General features: G+C 42.9%; 16 protein-coding genes. 9 read left to right on the top strand and 7 right to left on the bottom strand.

What is annotated here, in order from left to right:
* Nucleotides 1-12 precede the first annotated feature (12 nt).
* From E0H88_RS05060 to E0H88_RS05035, 6 genes are all read left to right on the top strand, one after another.
* Nucleotides 13-1146, top strand: a complete 1134-nt coding sequence (locus tag E0H88_RS05060; protein WP_131273337.1) for a toxic anion resistance protein — start codon at nt 13-15, stop codon at nt 1144-1146.
* A gap of 42 nt (nt 1147-1188) precedes the next feature.
* Nucleotides 1189-2112, top strand: a complete 924-nt coding sequence (locus E0H88_RS05055; protein ID WP_131273336.1) for a hypothetical protein — start codon at nt 1189-1191, stop codon at nt 2110-2112.
* A gap of 224 nt (nt 2113-2336) precedes the next feature.
* Nucleotides 2337-3902: an alkyl hydroperoxide reductase subunit F gene (gene ahpF / locus E0H88_RS05050; protein ID WP_131273335.1), complete on the top strand. Its 1566-nt coding sequence runs from the start codon at nt 2337-2339 to the stop codon at nt 3900-3902.
* 191 nt (nt 3903-4093) lie between these two features.
* Nucleotides 4094-4438 carry a hypothetical protein gene (locus tag E0H88_RS05045; protein WP_092818392.1) on the top strand — a complete coding sequence of 115 codons (345 nt, stop codon included), beginning with the start codon at nt 4094-4096 and terminating at the stop codon, nt 4436-4438.
* An 81-nt stretch (nt 4439-4519) separates the two neighbouring features.
* Nucleotides 4520-4741, top strand: coding sequence for a VIT1/CCC1 transporter family protein (locus tag E0H88_RS05040; protein ID WP_131273334.1), 222 nt, complete (start codon nt 4520-4522; stop codon nt 4739-4741).
* 329 nt (nt 4742-5070) lie between these two features.
* Nucleotides 5071-6282: a YeeE/YedE family protein gene (locus E0H88_RS05035; protein WP_131273333.1), complete on the top strand. Its 1212-nt coding sequence runs from the start codon at nt 5071-5073 to the stop codon at nt 6280-6282.
* Nucleotides 6283-6682: 400 nt separating this feature from the next.
* On the opposite strand, the gene E0H88_RS05030 is transcribed toward E0H88_RS05035, so the two are convergent.
* From E0H88_RS05030 to E0H88_RS05020, 3 genes are read right to left on the bottom strand one after another with little or no spacing between them, the layout of a single operon-like run.
* Complete coding sequence (locus E0H88_RS05030) at nt 6683-7201, bottom strand: hypothetical protein (RefSeq protein WP_131273332.1); 519 nt, start codon at nt 7199-7201, stop codon at nt 6683-6685.
* Nucleotides 7202-7253: 52 nt separating this feature from the next.
* Entirely contained in the window at nt 7254-8033 is a 780-nt protein-coding gene (locus E0H88_RS05025; protein ID WP_131273331.1) for a TIGR03915 family putative DNA repair protein, read from the bottom strand.
* Complete coding sequence (locus tag E0H88_RS05020; RefSeq protein ID WP_131273330.1) at nt 8033-9292, bottom strand: putative DNA modification/repair radical SAM protein; 1260 nt, start codon at nt 9290-9292, stop codon at nt 8033-8035. The genes E0H88_RS05025 and E0H88_RS05020 overlap by 1 nt, the downstream gene beginning before the upstream one ends.
* Before the next feature lie 219 nt (nt 9293-9511).
* On the opposite strand from E0H88_RS05020, the gene E0H88_RS05015 reads away from it, so the two are divergent.
* On the top strand, nt 9512-10555 hold the full coding sequence (locus tag E0H88_RS05015; protein ID WP_092818398.1) for an NAD(P)H-dependent flavin oxidoreductase: 1044 nt from the start codon (nt 9512-9514) through the stop codon (nt 10553-10555).
* A gap of 64 nt (nt 10556-10619) precedes the next feature.
* On the opposite strand, the gene E0H88_RS05010 is transcribed toward E0H88_RS05015, so the two are convergent.
* Both E0H88_RS05010 and dusB read right to left on the bottom strand, forming a co-directional pair.
* Entirely contained in the window at nt 10620-11240 is a 621-nt protein-coding gene (locus E0H88_RS05010) for a hypothetical protein (RefSeq protein WP_131273329.1), read from the bottom strand.
* A gap of 280 nt (nt 11241-11520) precedes the next feature.
* On the bottom strand, nt 11521-12546 hold the full coding sequence (gene dusB, locus E0H88_RS05005) for a tRNA dihydrouridine synthase DusB (RefSeq protein ID WP_131273328.1): 1026 nt from the start codon (nt 12544-12546) through the stop codon (nt 11521-11523).
* An 82-nt stretch (nt 12547-12628) separates the two neighbouring features.
* On the opposite strand from dusB, the gene E0H88_RS05000 reads away from it, so the two are divergent.
* Both E0H88_RS05000 and E0H88_RS04995 read left to right on the top strand, forming a co-directional pair.
* On the top strand, nt 12629-13837 hold the full coding sequence (locus E0H88_RS05000; protein ID WP_131273327.1) for a DUF1615 family protein: 1209 nt from the start codon (nt 12629-12631) through the stop codon (nt 13835-13837).
* The gene (locus E0H88_RS04995) at nt 13804-14451 is read left to right on the top strand and encodes an HAD-IB family hydrolase (protein ID WP_131273326.1); all 648 of its coding nucleotides are present in this window, start codon (nt 13804-13806) and stop codon (nt 14449-14451) included. Before E0H88_RS05000 ends, E0H88_RS04995 begins: the two co-directional genes overlap by 34 nt.
* Before the next feature lie 63 nt (nt 14452-14514).
* Here E0H88_RS04995 and E0H88_RS04990 read toward each other — a convergent pair whose 3' ends face one another.
* Nucleotides 14515-15108: a hypothetical protein gene (locus E0H88_RS04990; protein WP_131273325.1), complete on the bottom strand. Its 594-nt coding sequence runs from the start codon at nt 15106-15108 to the stop codon at nt 14515-14517.
* Nucleotides 15065-15265 (bottom strand): IS30 family transposase (locus E0H88_RS04985; protein WP_131273324.1); only part of this gene is annotated, 201 nt, incomplete at its 5' end. The genes E0H88_RS04990 and E0H88_RS04985, both read right to left, overlap by 44 nt.

Genomic DNA, 15265 nt, shown 5'->3' with positions numbered 1-15265 from the left:
TTCAGGTGAAGCATGACCGATTTTGAACCTAAAGATTTACCCGCTGAAGTCACTCAGGATCTTGTTCAGCAAAAGTTTCAGCAACTGAATTTACAAGAAATTGGTTTGCAGCATTCAGACTTTAATGAAGTGATGAATGCACATAAAGAATTGGCTGAAATGAGCCATAATGCAGTGGCGGAATATGGGAAGAATATTGCAACAAAAACGTCGGGTTATACCGATGAATTGCTGAATCTTGTACAAAACAAAGAACTGGACACGACCGGCCAAAAGTTAAATCAGGTGGTGCAGGTTGCCCAACAGCTGAATAGCAGCAGTATTTTAAACAAGAAAAAGAGTTCCGGTTTCCTGGGCGGCCTGATCAGTAAAATGAAAGGCGCCAAGCAAAACTTTGATCAGCATTTTAACAGCACCAAAGAACAGATTGATGTGCTGGTCAAGGAAATTGAAACATCCCAATCGGGCTTGAAAACCCGGGTGGACACTTTGGATAAAATGTTTCAGGGTGTGCAGGAGGAATACAGACAGCTGGGCATCTATATTGCGGCGGGAAAATTGAAAGAGCAGGAAATTCAGCAGCACATTGCACATTTAACGGCCCAGACCCAAGATCAACCTACGGTGCAAAAAGTCTATGACCTGAATCATCTGGCCAATAATCTGGAAAAACGGGTCAGTGATTTACAGGTTTTACAGCAGTCTGCCATGCAAACCTTGCCGATGATCCGGATTATCCAGTCCAATAACCTGATGCTGGTCGACAAATTTTATGCCATTAAAAACATTACCTTACCGGCATGGAAAAATCAGATCAGCTTGGCTATTTCCCTGCATGAACAGAAAAACAGTGTCCAGCTGGCCAGTAGCATTGATGATGCCACCAATGACCTGTTACGCCGTAATGCCGACTTGCTGCACCAAAATTCGGTGGCTACGGCCAAAGCCAACCAGCGTTCAGTGATTGATATTGAAACGCTTGAACATGTGCAGAATACCCTTATTAAAACAGTGAACGACGTGATTCAGGTACAAAAAGAGGGGATGCAAAAACGCGCCGAAGCGACCACGCGTTTACGTGCCTTGCAGGAAAATCTGAACCATTTGGTGATAGAATCCAGTAACAGTGGAGTGAATAAATCTTAACTATTCGTTTAAGTTCATTGTCTGCACTTTAGGAGAAAGCGTTTGCCTCCCTTAGATGAATATGCCGTGAATCCGCAACAGATTGAAAATGGTGTGGTGATGCTGAAGAAGCGTCAACGCAATGTGATGTTATGGGCGATCACCAGTAGCACCATTTTCCTGGCTTCCGTGGTGGCTTTTTTTCTGCAACATGATTTTGTCTATAGTTTTTTCGGTATTACGACAGAACTGAAGCAATTGCATATACCGCTCAGTGTCGATGCAAACCTTGCTGAACTGGGGCAGCATCGGGATTATTTTAGCAACCTACTGTCATGGTTTGGCTGGCTGATTCTGAAGCTGTTTGTTTCTTTTATGGGCGCGTTTTTTGTCATTCATTTTTTAAAGAAAATACGGTTTTTCTATGTCCGTTTTCAGTCTTTTATTTTGAAGTTTGTGGGCTGGCTGATTGCCTTTATTCTGTTGTGGTCAGGCTTGACCTATCTGCAATATGATTTAAATAATGAAGAAAATGAGGCCTATAATGACGTCATTCACTATGATAAAAATATTCAGCAAAGCGAATTGGCTCAGTATTTACAGCGTAGTAATGTAGATGAGCCCGTCAAAGCTTATCTGCTGGCACAAGCTGCGCTGCTGCATACACCGGTGGATAAGGATGCGGCTATTCCACAAGTGCTGGCTTTAGTGAAAGCGGAAAAAACAGATCCTGATTTTTTTGAATATGGTTTTAAACCCGAACAGCTTTGGACCATGCAGCACCAGCTTTATGGTCAGAGTTTAACGCCAATGGCAAAAATTGTTTCCAGACAGGTAGCCCAGGCAGAGCAGATGAGTTCAGTGGTACAAATTTTAATTATTGCTGCCGCCATACTGCTTGGAATTTTAAGTGCAATTCTGCTGCTGCTGTCGCAGCATTTAAAAAGGCGGATATTTAGGGTTGAGCAGCGTATGCAGCTTAAATGATGCAATATAAAAGCCCAGAGAAGGGCTTTTGTTATTTTTATGATACCTTCTTTCAGTCAGGTGATTTTAGTCATGCTTAAGGGAGAATGCTTAGAAAACAGGATAAAATTTATTTAATTTGATATTTCGATTATAATAATAAAAACAAACTGTTTTACCTATTTAAATATTTATCTTAATATAGCTTTATTAAATAAGCATTTACTCCCTTGGAGACGTTAGCCATGTTAGACCAAAACACTTCAGCACAACTTAAAACACTCTTGCAACGTCTGGAAAGCCCGATTGAACTGGTCGCAACCTTGGATGGTTCGGACAAGTCGGACAAGATTAAAGAACTGGTGACTGAAGTTGCAGCCTTATCTGATTTAGTCACTGCACGTTTCGACGGTACCAATAAACGTGCCCCAAGCTTTGGGGTAGCCAAGGCAGGTGAACAGCCGCGCGTCAACTTTGCCGGTTTGCCGATGGGACATGAATTTACCTCTTTAATTCTGGCCTTGCTGCAGGTGTCGGGTTATGCCCCGAAAGTGTCGGATGAGGTGTTGGCGCAGATCAAGGGTTTAAATTTAACGACCGATTTTGAGGTATTCGTATCGCTGAGCTGCCATAACTGTCCGGACGTGGTGCAAGCCCTCAACCTGATTGCCATCTACAACCCGGGCACCACCGCGACCATGATTGACGGGGCTTTCTTCCAGGATGAAGTGGAACAGCGCAAAATCATGGCGGTACCGATGCTGTTCCAGGACGGCAACCACATCGGTCAGGGCCGCATGACGCTGGAAGAAATCGTGGCCAAATTGGATTCCGGTTCATCAGCCAAAGAGGCAGAGAAACTGAATGCCAAAGACGCCTTTGATGTGCTGGTGATTGGTGGCGGTCCTGCCGGCAATACCGCAGCCATCTATGCGGCGCGTAAAGGCATTAAAACTGGGATTGTGGCGGAACGCTTTGGCGGTCAGGTCATGGACACCATGGATATTGAAAACTATACCTCGGTGCAGAAAACCCAGGGTCCAAAATTTGCGGCCGAGATGGAAGCGCATGTACGTGCCTATGATGTCGACATCATGAACCTGCAAAAGGTTTCCGCGATCAAGGGCGCGGATGAAGCCGGGAATGGCCTGGTGGAAGTCACTTTGGAAAACGGGGCCAAACTCGAATCCAAAACCATCATCCTGTCGACCGGTGCACGCTGGAGAGAGATGAACGTTCCGGGTGAGCAGGAATATAAAACCCGTGGTGTGGCCTACTGCCCGCACTGTGACGGTCCACTGTTCAAGGGCAAGCGTGTTGCGGTGATTGGTGGCGGCAACTCGGGTGTGGAAGCGGCGATTGACCTGGCGGGGATTGTCGAGCATGTAACGCTAGTGGAATTTGACACCAAACTGCGTGCCGATCAGGTCTTGCAGGACAAACTGAACAGCCTGCCAAACACCACCGTGATCATGAATGCACTGTCGACTGAAGTGGTGGGTGACGGTTCACAGGTGACGGCACTGAAATATAAGGACCGTGCAACGGATGAGGAACACACGGTTGAACTGGCGGGGATCTTTGTACAGATCGGGCTGTTGCCAAACACGGATTTCCTGAAAGCATCAAAAGTGGAACTCACTAACCGTGGCGAGATCGTGATTAACGAGCGCAACGAAACCAGTGTGAAAGGTGTATTTGCTGCCGGTGACTGTACCACGGTGCCGTACAAGCAGATTATCATCGCCACCGGTGAAGGTGCCAAGGCATCACTGTCTGCTTTTGATTACATTATCCGTTCGGGGCAGTAATCTGTATTCGGTATAATACGTCGCTTGATCAGGCTTATATTACAAGGTGGTATAAGCCTTTTTTTTCACTCATTTTTTTATAAAAAATAATTACATTTAATTAACAATTTTAGCTCATTATTTATGCATTTTTTTAGCTATATTCAAAATACCCCTATTCAGGTGGGTGCCACAATTAGAAGGAAATGAAAATGAATAAATTGCTTATTGCTTTAGGTCTTGCTGCTAGCGTTGCCCTGGTGGGCTGTAACAAACAAGAAGCACCAGAAACAGGTGCAACCACTGGTGAACATCTTGAAAACGCAGCAGATCAGGCAGGTCATGACATTTCAAAAGCTGCTGATGAGGCTGCCGCAAAAACCGAGGCTGCGACTGAAGAAGCTACTGCTAAAATTGATGCTGCCGGTGAAGAAGCCGCTGCAAAAACTGAGGCCGCTGCCCAAAATGCTAAAGAAGCCGCTAAAGATGCCACTGTAGCGACTGCCAGTGCTGTAGAAGATGGAGCAGCCAATGTGAAAGAAAGAGCTCAACAATAATGTGAATCGTTGAAATAAAAAGGCTCCTTTTAAAAGGAGCTTTTTTATTGATTAATCTTGCTTTTTTATGACATTTCTTCGATGGTCATTACAACAAATAATGTACATTATATTCAACGTGCTTTAAAACCTGAGCTGGCGGATCAGGTTGCCGTACAGCTTATTGCCGATGATCTTCTGGAAGCGCATGCCCAGAATGAAATCTGCATTCACGAAAATACCAGAGCGAATCCCTTACAGATAGCAGGTTCTTCTGCCCTTGCATTTTCTGCCTGTGCATTATTTTCCATGATTTCTAATTAGTCAGTCCCAAACAATATCGCTCAATTAGGGTTATGACGATGAACATTGCTGGTGGACTACATTAAATGCTTTGTCTGTTTATTTTGCGGATAACACTGAAATTAAGGAAAGTTTGTAGGTTGCCATTTGGAAAATGATTGCCATGAGCTTTGCAATCAGGACAGGCTCATTATTTAAGGTCAGCCCGATTTAATTTTGTTTATTATTTTTTAAAATATATTTAATCAAATATTCTCAATTATAAATTTAATAATCTATTACAATAAATAATATTATGTGTGAATAATACAGTAAAATATCCCGACTAATTTAGTTGTTTTTATTCCCCCATGTCTATTATTGCTACGAAATCCAATCGATCTAATCTTTCGGTTTGGGTTGCTCTTTTTCTTTTGCTCGTCGGCACGCTGGGTGCCTATCAAGTTGTTGGTCTTAATCAAGCCTTATTATTTTTGGTTGGCGGTGCCCTGGGCATGACCTTGTATCATGCATCCTTTGGTTTTACCTCAAGCTGGCGTGTTTTTATTCTGGAGCGTCGTGGTCGTGGCTTACGTGCCCAAATGATCATGCTGGCGCTTGCCGTATTGCTGTTCTTTCCAGCCTTAGGTGCAGGCGAACTGTTTGGCAATCCCGTCAAAGGCAATGTCAATCCTGTTTCCATGTCTGTAATGATTGGTGCTTTTATCTTTGGTATAGGCATGCAACTGGGAGGTGGCTGTGCTTCAGGTACGCTTTATACCGTGGGTGGCGGTAGTGCGCGCATGATTGTGACCCTGATTTTCTTCTGCTTAGGCTCTTTAATTGCCACTACGCATTTAGACTGGTGGTTTAACCTGCCGCATCTTGAACCCATTTCGATTGTATCGAGTTTAGGCGTAATTCCTGCACTTATCGTCAGCTTTGTGCTGTTCGCTGCAATTGCTCTTGCAACCGTCTTTTTTGAAAAAAAACGTCATGGTTCACTTGAAGTAGAACCAAAAGCTCAAACTCAAGGTCTTAAACGCTTCTTGGCTGGTCCATGGCCGCTTATTTGGGGCGGTATCATTCTGACCCTGCTCAACTTTATCACCTTAGCTTTAGCCGGTCGTCCTTGGGGTGTGACTTCTGCACTTGCAGTCTGGGCGGCAAAAACGGCCAGCTTTGCCGGTGTAGACGTCACCTCTTGGGCCTATTGGCAACAACCTGCCAATGCCAAAGCCTTGACCAATTCATTGTGGTTCGATATTACCTCAATGATGAACTTCGGCATTATGCTTGGTGCACTATTGGCAGCAAGCCTTGCCGGTAAATTCGCGCCAAATCTCAACATTCCAAAACGCTCCCTCATTGCTGCTGTTGTTGGCGGTTTATTATTAGGCTACGGCGCACGTCTCGCCTATGGCTGTAATATCGGTGCTTACTTTAGCGGCATTGCTTCAGGCAGCTTGCATGGCTGGTTATGGCTGATCTTTGCTTTTATAGGTAACGCTCTTGGCGTGAAACTTCGTCCCATTTTCTTCCCCGGTGAACGACCACAACCCGAAAAATTAACCGGTTGTTAAATCCAGATTTCAGCCTATAAAAAAGCCCATCCAATGATGTAATGCCAGTCAGTTAAGAAATTGACTGGCATTTTCTTTTTTTAAATTCATGAATATATTTGATATATGGAAAAGTCATCCGCAACTGTTGAGGCAGGACTACATTAAAAAATGATTGTTTCTGCGACAAATTTGCTAGTTGATAGTAGCTGACGAGTTTTGCGGATGACAAATGCCTTTGGTCTTACGAAGCAGTGCTTCTCAGGGCGAAACCAAAGTAACAAATGAGCTGCAAGAGTTTGATTTAAAAAGGTAAGACTCCGCCATGAATTACCAAAAATTAAAGAGTTTATTTCTAAACTCCTTAACTGATCAGCATTACATCCAACGATGGGCTTTTTTTGATTTATGCTATTTTTAATTAATGCAGCGCCGCTTTTAAATTACAGCCAAAGCCCATAATTTCCTGAGCCTGACGGTATGAGGTATAACGGTTTAAAATAAAGTCATAAAACTGATCGGCATCGGCAAAATTTTTGCTTAAGTTTTCACCCTGCGCGTGGGGTAATTTCACCTGTCCAATAATATTCAGGTTTTGATGACCCAACTGGTACATCTCGGCGAAATAGCCATTCATCATTTGACAATATGCCTGTTTGACCGGTTTTAAAGAGGTACTGCTCACCGCATGCAGGTTCAAAGTCTGCAACTGGTTTACATCAAGCAGCGACTGGTCTGAAAAGGCAATATTGTTGCTTTTTTTAAAAGCCTGATAATCTTTAGATAGCTGCTGATTTAAGCTTTCAAAGCGCTGCTGCAAGCTTGCCGCATCCTGCATCTTATATTTTTGAGGATCAATCTGGATTTTTTGCTGCTCGGAAGATGAACATGCTGAAACTATTACGCTTGAAATTAAAGTCGCCAAAATGAACGGCTTCATTATAAATTGTCCTCATCACTAAATCTTGCACTAGTATGCCTGAAATCTTCAGCTAAATTGACTTTTCATTCATATAACGCCAGTACCGCTTCGGCACATACTGAATATGCAGTTTCATATTTTGCCGAACCTGAATATTGACACTGCGGAAATAATCTTTCCACAACTGGTCATACAGTAATTCCTGTTCGTCCAGTTCTACAGTAAATGCCTGACTATAGCCACTCGCCAGTGTGGCATCGACCTGATGAGCATTCATTTCGATTTGATGCACATTTTGCAAATCATAATAAATGCCGTATTTACGCTTTTCGTCATAAATCAGCCAGCGTTGATCCTGATAACGTGCCTTAAAATGCCATTCAATCAGCGGCAATACATTAAAATCAGGCCGAACCAGACTTAAAAACAGACCATCCTGACATTTTTTAAAGCGCACAAAGGCTTCCATACGATGCTTTTCACGACCTACCTGCTTTGCCCATTGCGCTAAAGCCAGCACATCAGCATGCCCATAGTTTTCGTCAACCTTGTAGCGACTTTGAAAAACATAAAGACAATAATTAAACAGGTGCTGATGAGCGATTGGATTTTCAGAGAGAAAAGTATAGTAAAAATTACGCTGACTCTGACCCGATGTTTTTTGCTTCAATCCTTGCCAGACCCGCTGGGCATGTTCTTCATTCGATGCCACCTGTATAAAATCATCAAACAGACCCTTTTGTGCATGCGGATTGCTCGTTACCTGCACCTGAAATTCTTTAAATTGAAAGGCACGAAACACGCAGCTCAACAGACCGGTCATGCTGCCATCAAAACAGTAAGTTGCCATTAAAAAGCAAAACCCAATTGTGGCGATAACTGCTGCACATATTTGGACTGCCCCGACTGCAAAATTTGACTCCGAATCTGGCCTGGCAACTGCTCCTTAATAAATTTTGGCGTATCGGCACAGCGGATAAAATGCTGCGCACGGTTATATGCTACACCCATACGCTTCAGTTGATCGATGTGGATTTTGCCAAAGCGACGTGCCTGTACAATTTTTTTCGCTGAACGCACGCCAATACCCGGAACACGTAAAATCATGCGGTAATCTGCCCGGTTCAGATCGACAGGAAACTGTTCAGGATGCCTTAATGCCCATCCCAGCTTGGGATCAACATCCAGATCCAGATTGGGGTGTTTTTCATCGACCAGTTCTGTCGCCTCAAAGCCATAAAAACGCATCAGCCAGTCGCTTTGATAGAGCCGATTTTCTCTTAATAAGGGTGGTGCTGAACCAATCGCCGGCAAGGCTTTTTCCTGTTCATTAATTGGAATATAACCCGAGTAATACACACGTTTCAGTTTAAATTCCTTGTAATGCCGGTCTGCCATTAAAATAATGTCTTGATCGCTTTCGCTATGTGCTCCCACCACCATTTGCGTGGTTTGCCCTGCAGGAACAAACTTTGGAACGGAACGTATCAGTTTGCGTTCATCTTTAAACTGGATTAAACGGTCACGAACAATACCCAAGTCTTTCTGTACTTCGGCATGTGTTTTCTCAGGAGCGAATTTTTGCAAGCCTGCTTCAGTCGGCATTTCTAAATTAATGCTCATCCGGTCGACATATAGCCCCGCTTCAGTAATGATTTCCGGTGATGCTCCAGGAATGGCCTTTAAATGAATATAACCGTTAAAATTTTCTTCCAGACGTAATTTTTTCACCACTAGCAGCATGCGCTCCATAGTGTAATCAGCCGACCTGAATATTCCCGAACTTAAAAACAAGCCTTCAATATAATTGCGACGATAGAAGTTCATGGTCAAATCCACCACTTCCTGCACGGTAAAAGCCGCCCGTTTTACCTCATTGGAACGACGTGACACGCAGTAAGCACAATCATAAATACAGACATTGGAAAACAGAATTTTAAGCAAAGATACACAGCGCCCATCTTCGGTATAGCTATGACAGATACCGGAACCGGTATTCCCTAAGCCTTTGTCCTTGTTTTTTCGGTTACTGCCACTTGAGGAACAGGAGACATCATATTTGGCAGCATCGGCTAAAATTTGCAGTTTTTCACGGATACGATCAGACATGTGTAATCAGCGCTAAAAAATGAATAGCTATTATAAAATTTTCAACTCAAGCAGCATGGGCACTGATCTTTTATGCGACATAGTTTGACGCTTTATTTATCATTTCATTTTCATTTATTTTTAGTTGTAAAAAACTTTTTATTTCATAAAAAAATAACGAATATTATTTGCTTAATTTATAGGGCTTGGGCAAAGTGATGATATGCATAGGAGCCAAATATGACTTTATTAGAACAACTTGAGATTAAACATCCTATTTTCCTTGCACCGATGGCGGGTGTTTCTACTCCTCAATTGGCTGCGGAGGTTTCCAATCAAGGTGGTTTGGGTTCATTGGGTTTGGGTGCCAGTACCGTTGCGGCAGCGCGTCAACAAATTTTAGAAACGCAAGCCCTTACGCATAAACCCTTTCAGGTCAATTTCTTTTGCCATCAAAGTTCAGCACTTGACCCCACTATTGCCAAACAATGGATTGAATACCTAAGACCTCAATTCGAGAAGTATCATGCAACTCCGCCGACAGAATTAAAATGTATTTATCCCAGTTTTCTTGATAACGATGACTATTTAAATCTGGTTTTAGAAACTCGACCTCAGGCAGTAAGCTTTCATTTCGGCATTCCGCATGCACACCAGATTCAGGCCTTAAAACAGGCAGGTATCATGACGATGGTTTCAGCAACCAATCTGGCTGAAGCGCTGCAGATTGAAGCTGCCGGCATTGATGTCATTATTGCGCAAGGCATTGAAGCGGGTGGACACCGTGGCATTTTTAATGAAACATTTGACAGTGCCGTCAAAACTTCCGATCTGGTGCAATTGTTAAAACAGTACTGTAGCAAGCCTGTTGTGGCTGCTGGCGGGATTATGAATGGCACGCAGGCCCAACTGTTAATGCAGTTAGGCGCTGAAGCTGTCCAATTGGGCACTGCTTTCGTACAGTGCAAAAGCTCCAATGCCAACACAGCCTATCGGCAAGCCCTGTTTAGCAAACCGATTACCCAAATTACGGCCAGCATTTCGGGGCGGCCTGCTCGGGGTTTAATTAATCATTGGCATACCCAAATCGATCAGCCTGAACGTCCTCCAGTCGCCACCTACCCCTATTGCTATGACTTGGGGAAACAGTTGCATGCCGCAGCATCTGCACAAGGTGACCATGGTTTTGGAGCATTTTGGGCGGGAACCAATGTTGCCCAGATTCGGGAGATCGAAGCTGCAGATTTAATTAATCAACTGGTTCTGGAAATCAGTCAGGCCTAAGCTTACGGCCTAGACAGATTATAAAAAAACCTCTCATCTGAGAGGTTTTTTTATAATCATTCACTTAACGGGTAGCCCGGTGCCAGGCATCTTTGGCTGCATATTTGGCTTCTTCCCAACTGAGACGGGACTGATCCTTGGTATTTTCCCATTTGCTTCTCAATTCAGGTTCCACATGCTCAAATTCGACATTAGGGTCGTATTGGGAGCGACTGCCATATCCGACCTGATAAGCACTGCGGTAATCACGATCATAATCTAAATCGGCATAGGTATTGCGGGTTTCATGGAAATAAGGCCGTTCACGGTGCTGCTCGCGCCAATAGGCATCTTCCTCTTCCGGATTCGCTGTTTGCGCGATGTCATTACCTGCAATGCCCCTAACAATCCCCCCGACAATGCCCCCAACCACTGCACCTGGAGGACCACCTACCATGCCTAGTGTAGCCCCTACAGCTGCGCCTCCCAAAGTTCCGGCACCAGTCGCAGCCAGATGATCGCCCGCTTCATTCATATCGGGTACACGATGACTTTCAGTCTCTGGCGAATTCAGGTCAGGACGTGCACTATCAAGTGTGGGTGGACTAGATTTCAATGAATCCTGATTGAATGCATCACCCTGTTCTGGAGACATTTCTGTTGAAGCAGGATTAACCTGTGAAACTGGTCTCTTGTTATTCACCATTTTCTTTCTCCTTCTGTCAGATCCATATCATCAAATTTTTTAGATTAGCAGCTTTAATGAGCTTCAAAAGAATTTAGCATAAGATAATTTTCGACCAGCTCTGTCTTATAAGTGTCCTGATTGGGTGATGAGATGTTGTCGCATGTAATTCTTTGAATATTGTTATACAAATTACGCAAAAAAGTCTCGATAAAAAACCACTACTCTTTTTTTCATAAAATCCTTTGAAATAAAGAGCAGTGAAGCTATTTAAAATGAAGAAATGAAAAACAAATAAAAACTATTTGGTTTCAAGCAAGTTCACCTGCTCCACCTGTACATCACTCATAATTTCACCCTGAGCAAGAAGCTGGTTAAAATAGTCCTCTACGACATTAAACTGCTCGGCTGTGCTTTCCACCTTATACATATTTTGGCGGAATTCATTGCTTGAACGCAAACCTTTGGTGTACCAGGCAATATGTTTACGCGAAATACGGCAACCCGAGTATTCACCATAGAAGTCATACAATTCAGATAAATGTCCCAATAACACATCTTTCACTTCAGCAATACTGGGTGCTGCAAGCTGTTCGCCTGTTTTTAAATAATGTGCAATTTCACGAAAAATCCAAGGCCGGCCTTGTGCAGCACGTCCAATCATCACAGCATCGGCACCCGTATAATCGAGCACATATTTGGCTTTTTCAGGGCTGTCGATATCGCCATTGGCAATGACTGGAATATTCAACATTTCTTTGACTTCTTTAATCAAAGAATAACGTGCTGTATTCAAGTACATATCTTCACGGGTACGACCATGCAGTGCCAATGCGGCAATCCCGGCTTCTTCGGCACGCTTGGCAACCCGCAGGATATTTTCATGCCCATTTAGATATCCTAAACGGGTTTTTAAAGTGACAGGGACATCCACTGCAGCAACCACAGTATCTAAAATGCGTGCCACGAGATCTTCATCTTTTAATAATGCAGAACCTGCCAATTTATTACAGACTTTTTTGGCCGGGCATCCCATATTGATATCGACAATCTGCGCCCCATTCGCCACCTGATAGCGTGCCGCTTCCGCCAACTCGTTGGGTTCAGAACCCGCAATCTGCGCAGAAATAGGCGCCAGTTCGCCGTCAAAATTGGCCCGGTACAGACTTTTCTTGCTCATGCGTAAGGTCTGGTCTGAAGTCATCATTTCGCTGACCGCATGCCCTGCACCAAAATATTTACACAACGTCCGGAAAGGACGATCCGTAACACCTGCCATGGGAGCAACAATTAAATTATTTGACAGTTGATATGGACCGATATACATATAAATTCATCACTTTTTCGACTGACATAGTATACTGCATCTGCTGTATAGGCTCATCCTTTTGGAACATGTTTTCATCATTATGAAAAAAACTCTTTTTACTTCGTCCCGGTTTAAATCTTTGAGTATTCTGGCTTTGTCTTTGAGCCTGGTGGCATGCGGCGATGGTTCTTGGTGGTCAAAAAACAATGAACCCACACTAGAAGAAGATCAGGTCAAACGTCTTATTCCACCCCGCGTCAACGATCGTAGTTCTTGGGCCAAGGATATTTACGACATTACCGATCAGCTCGGTATTCCTCAAACCAAAGAAAATATTTGCAGTATTGTGGCCGTCGTCGATCAGGAATCCAACTTCGTAGCTGACCCGCAAGTTCCCGGTTTAGGCGAAAAAGCGGTGAAGGAAGTTCAAGATCGTCTGGATGAAAAATTTAAAGATAAATTAGGTGATACTATTGGTGGAACAGTTGCAGGATATTTCCAACAAGTTTTAAAGAATCAGCCCAGTCCTGAAAATAATTATTTAAGCCAAATGCGTCGTGTAAAAACCGAGCGTGAATTAGATGAACTCTATCGTGAAATTTTTGACTATATGTCAAAACATTATCATGTCAGTGCCTTAACCGGTGCAGCCAAACTGGTCGGTCAAGACATGGGCGAAAAATTAAATCCGATTACAACTTTAGGTTCTATGCAGGTTCATATTGGCTATGCCAAAGAACATAAACGCCAAGGCGGCAATATGGCCGAATTACGTACCGACTTATATAGTCAATATGGCGGTTTGTATTATGGCATCCACCGTTTGATGATGTACCCTGCCGATTATGATAAAGCGATTTATCGTTTTGCAGATTATAACTCTGGCATGTATTCAAGCCGCAACGCAGCTTTTCAAAGCATGCTCAATGACTTGACGGCAACAGAGCTTGATCTTGATGGCGATTTGTTGCTTTACACCAAAGATGGTTCAATCCGTTCTGCAGCCAGTCAGTCTGAACGAGAACTGATCAGTGTATTTGCAGCCAACAATATTCTGGTGACACCACGGCAAATTCGTTCTGACCTGAAAAAAGAAAAAGAGAAAAGTTTCGAAGATACGGCAACTTATCGTGCTGTAACCAAGTTATATCAAGAGAAAATAGGCAAAGATCCAATTTATGCTATCATGCCTGAAGTGGTCATTTCTGGTCCTAAACTGAGTCGTGATTATAATACCAACTGGTTTGCAACACGCGTAAACGGAAGATATCAATCATGTATGCAACGAGCAAAAAGAATAAAAATTTAGCGCTCTTTGATTTTGATGGAACCCTGTGTAAAAAGGACAGTTTTACAGGGTTTATCTTTTACGCCTTATCTAAACGCCATATTGTCAAACAAGGCATTAAAATTTTGCCCTGGATTCAAGCTTATTATTTGAATGTCTATTCTGCACCTGCCATGCGTTCCAGATTGTTTCGTGCGATGTTTAGCAATGCCAATGCCTTAGAACTGCAACACATGGCACGAGAATACGCAACAAGTTTAATGTCTCAATTAAATCGGTCTTTGCTTAAGCAGCTTAAACAGCATCAAGCCTTAGGTGATGATGTGGTTTTGGTTTCGGCATCCGTCGATGTCTATCTCAAGCATGTCTGTGAGCTACTCAATATTGATTTAATTTGTACCCATACTGAACAAATCAATAATATCTATACGGGACAATACACCACGCCCGATTGCAGTTCGGAACAGAAAAGACAACGAATTTTAGAAAGATATCATTTAGCTGATTATGCTGTGATTTATGCTTATGGTAATAGTCATGAAGATCAAGAGATGCTCGCGCTTGCTGATCATGGCTACATGGTGGGTGGGTCTGATCATTTGCCAAACATTTTAAATCATAAAAAATTGGCTTAGTTTTATTTATAAATCATAAATAAAAAACCCACAATTCATTGTGGGTTTTTAGCTTTTGAAAAATTACATGTAGCGGATGCCGCCAATACCAAAAGTCTTTTTATAGAAAGGTATCACATTTCCTGCAGCTTGGGCATTGGTTAATTTCATACTAAAATCACCCAGCATTTCAGTCATGTCAGCTTCTCCTACAACCATGACATTCCCACGAATATTCAAGACTCCAGTGCCAGTAAACTTACCTGAAGGACTGCCTGTTCCTCCAGATGTTCCGTTCGCAATTAAGTTCCCATAATAATTAACCACAATATTATGCTGTTTTTCTTTACCGGCAGCCAATTCCAAAGATTGTGATAAAAACAGAATATTAGATATTGTCGCTGGTGACTGAGCGATCAGAGTATCTGATTTCAACTGCCCGGCAGCCTGACAATATTGTAAAGGATAATTGGTAGGACAAATTTTTTGTGCCCGTGTAGTTTTTTGTTCATCGGTAGCGGTAATGTAATAATGGTGAGGTGCAAAAGCATTATAAACAGCATCTTTGGACTCGTCTAATAATTCAGTTTTGATTTTTTGAGTGGAAATTACCGTATTTATAAAGTCGGCGGATTCAAGCGGCAAGTGCAACAGTATAAAAACCAGCCATAACTTCACTCGGTGTATGCCAACCTAGTGTTTTTCTAGGACGATGGTTGAGTGCAAATTCTATCTGCTCTATTTGTTCGTTTGACACGTCATCAAACGATGACGATTTTGGCAGATATTGCCGGATTAAACCATTCGTATTTTCATTTCTAGCTCGCTGAATAGA

Source organism: Acinetobacter sp. ANC 4216 (assembly GCF_004331195.1).
Taxonomy (GTDB): Bacteria; Pseudomonadota; Gammaproteobacteria; order Pseudomonadales; family Moraxellaceae; genus Acinetobacter; species Acinetobacter kookii.
Note: the sequence above shows the minus strand (reverse complement) of the source record. Positions and strands in the feature narration are given on the sequence as shown.

What these genes read in the sequence shown, in the direction of transcription:
- E0H88_RS05060 (WP_131273337.1), top strand. Translation starts at nt 13, where the DNA reads ATGACCGATTTTGAACCTAAAGATTTACCCGCTGAAGTCACTCAGGAT.
- ahpF (WP_131273335.1), top strand. Translation starts at nt 2,337, where the DNA reads ATGTTAGACCAAAACACTTCAGCACAACTTAAAACACTCTTGCAACGT.
- E0H88_RS05045 (WP_092818392.1), top strand. Translation starts at nt 4,094, where the DNA reads ATGAATAAATTGCTTATTGCTTTAGGTCTTGCTGCTAGCGTTGCCCTG.
- E0H88_RS05040 (WP_131273334.1), top strand. Translation starts at nt 4,520, where the DNA reads ATGGTCATTACAACAAATAATGTACATTATATTCAACGTGCTTTAAAA.
- E0H88_RS05035 (WP_131273333.1), top strand. Translation starts at nt 5,071, where the DNA reads ATGTCTATTATTGCTACGAAATCCAATCGATCTAATCTTTCGGTTTGG.
- E0H88_RS05030 (WP_131273332.1), bottom strand. Translation starts at nt 7,201, where the DNA reads ATGAAGCCGTTCATTTTGGCGACTTTAATTTCAAGCGTAATAGTTTCA.
- E0H88_RS05025 (WP_131273331.1), bottom strand. Translation starts at nt 8,033, where the DNA reads ATGGCAACTTACTGTTTTGATGGCAGCATGACCGGTCTGTTGAGCTGC.
- E0H88_RS05020 (WP_131273330.1), bottom strand. Translation starts at nt 9,292, where the DNA reads ATGTCTGATCGTATCCGTGAAAAACTGCAAATTTTAGCCGATGCTGCC.
- E0H88_RS05015 (WP_092818398.1), top strand. Translation starts at nt 9,512, where the DNA reads ATGACTTTATTAGAACAACTTGAGATTAAACATCCTATTTTCCTTGCA.
- E0H88_RS05010 (WP_131273329.1), bottom strand. Translation starts at nt 11,240, where the DNA reads ATGGTGAATAACAAGAGACCAGTTTCACAGGTTAATCCTGCTTCAACA.
- dusB (WP_131273328.1), bottom strand. Translation starts at nt 12,546, where the DNA reads ATGTATATCGGTCCATATCAACTGTCAAATAATTTAATTGTTGCTCCC.
- E0H88_RS05000 (WP_131273327.1), top strand. Translation starts at nt 12,629, where the DNA reads ATGAAAAAAACTCTTTTTACTTCGTCCCGGTTTAAATCTTTGAGTATT.
- E0H88_RS04995 (WP_131273326.1), top strand. Translation starts at nt 13,804, where the DNA reads ATGTATGCAACGAGCAAAAAGAATAAAAATTTAGCGCTCTTTGATTTT.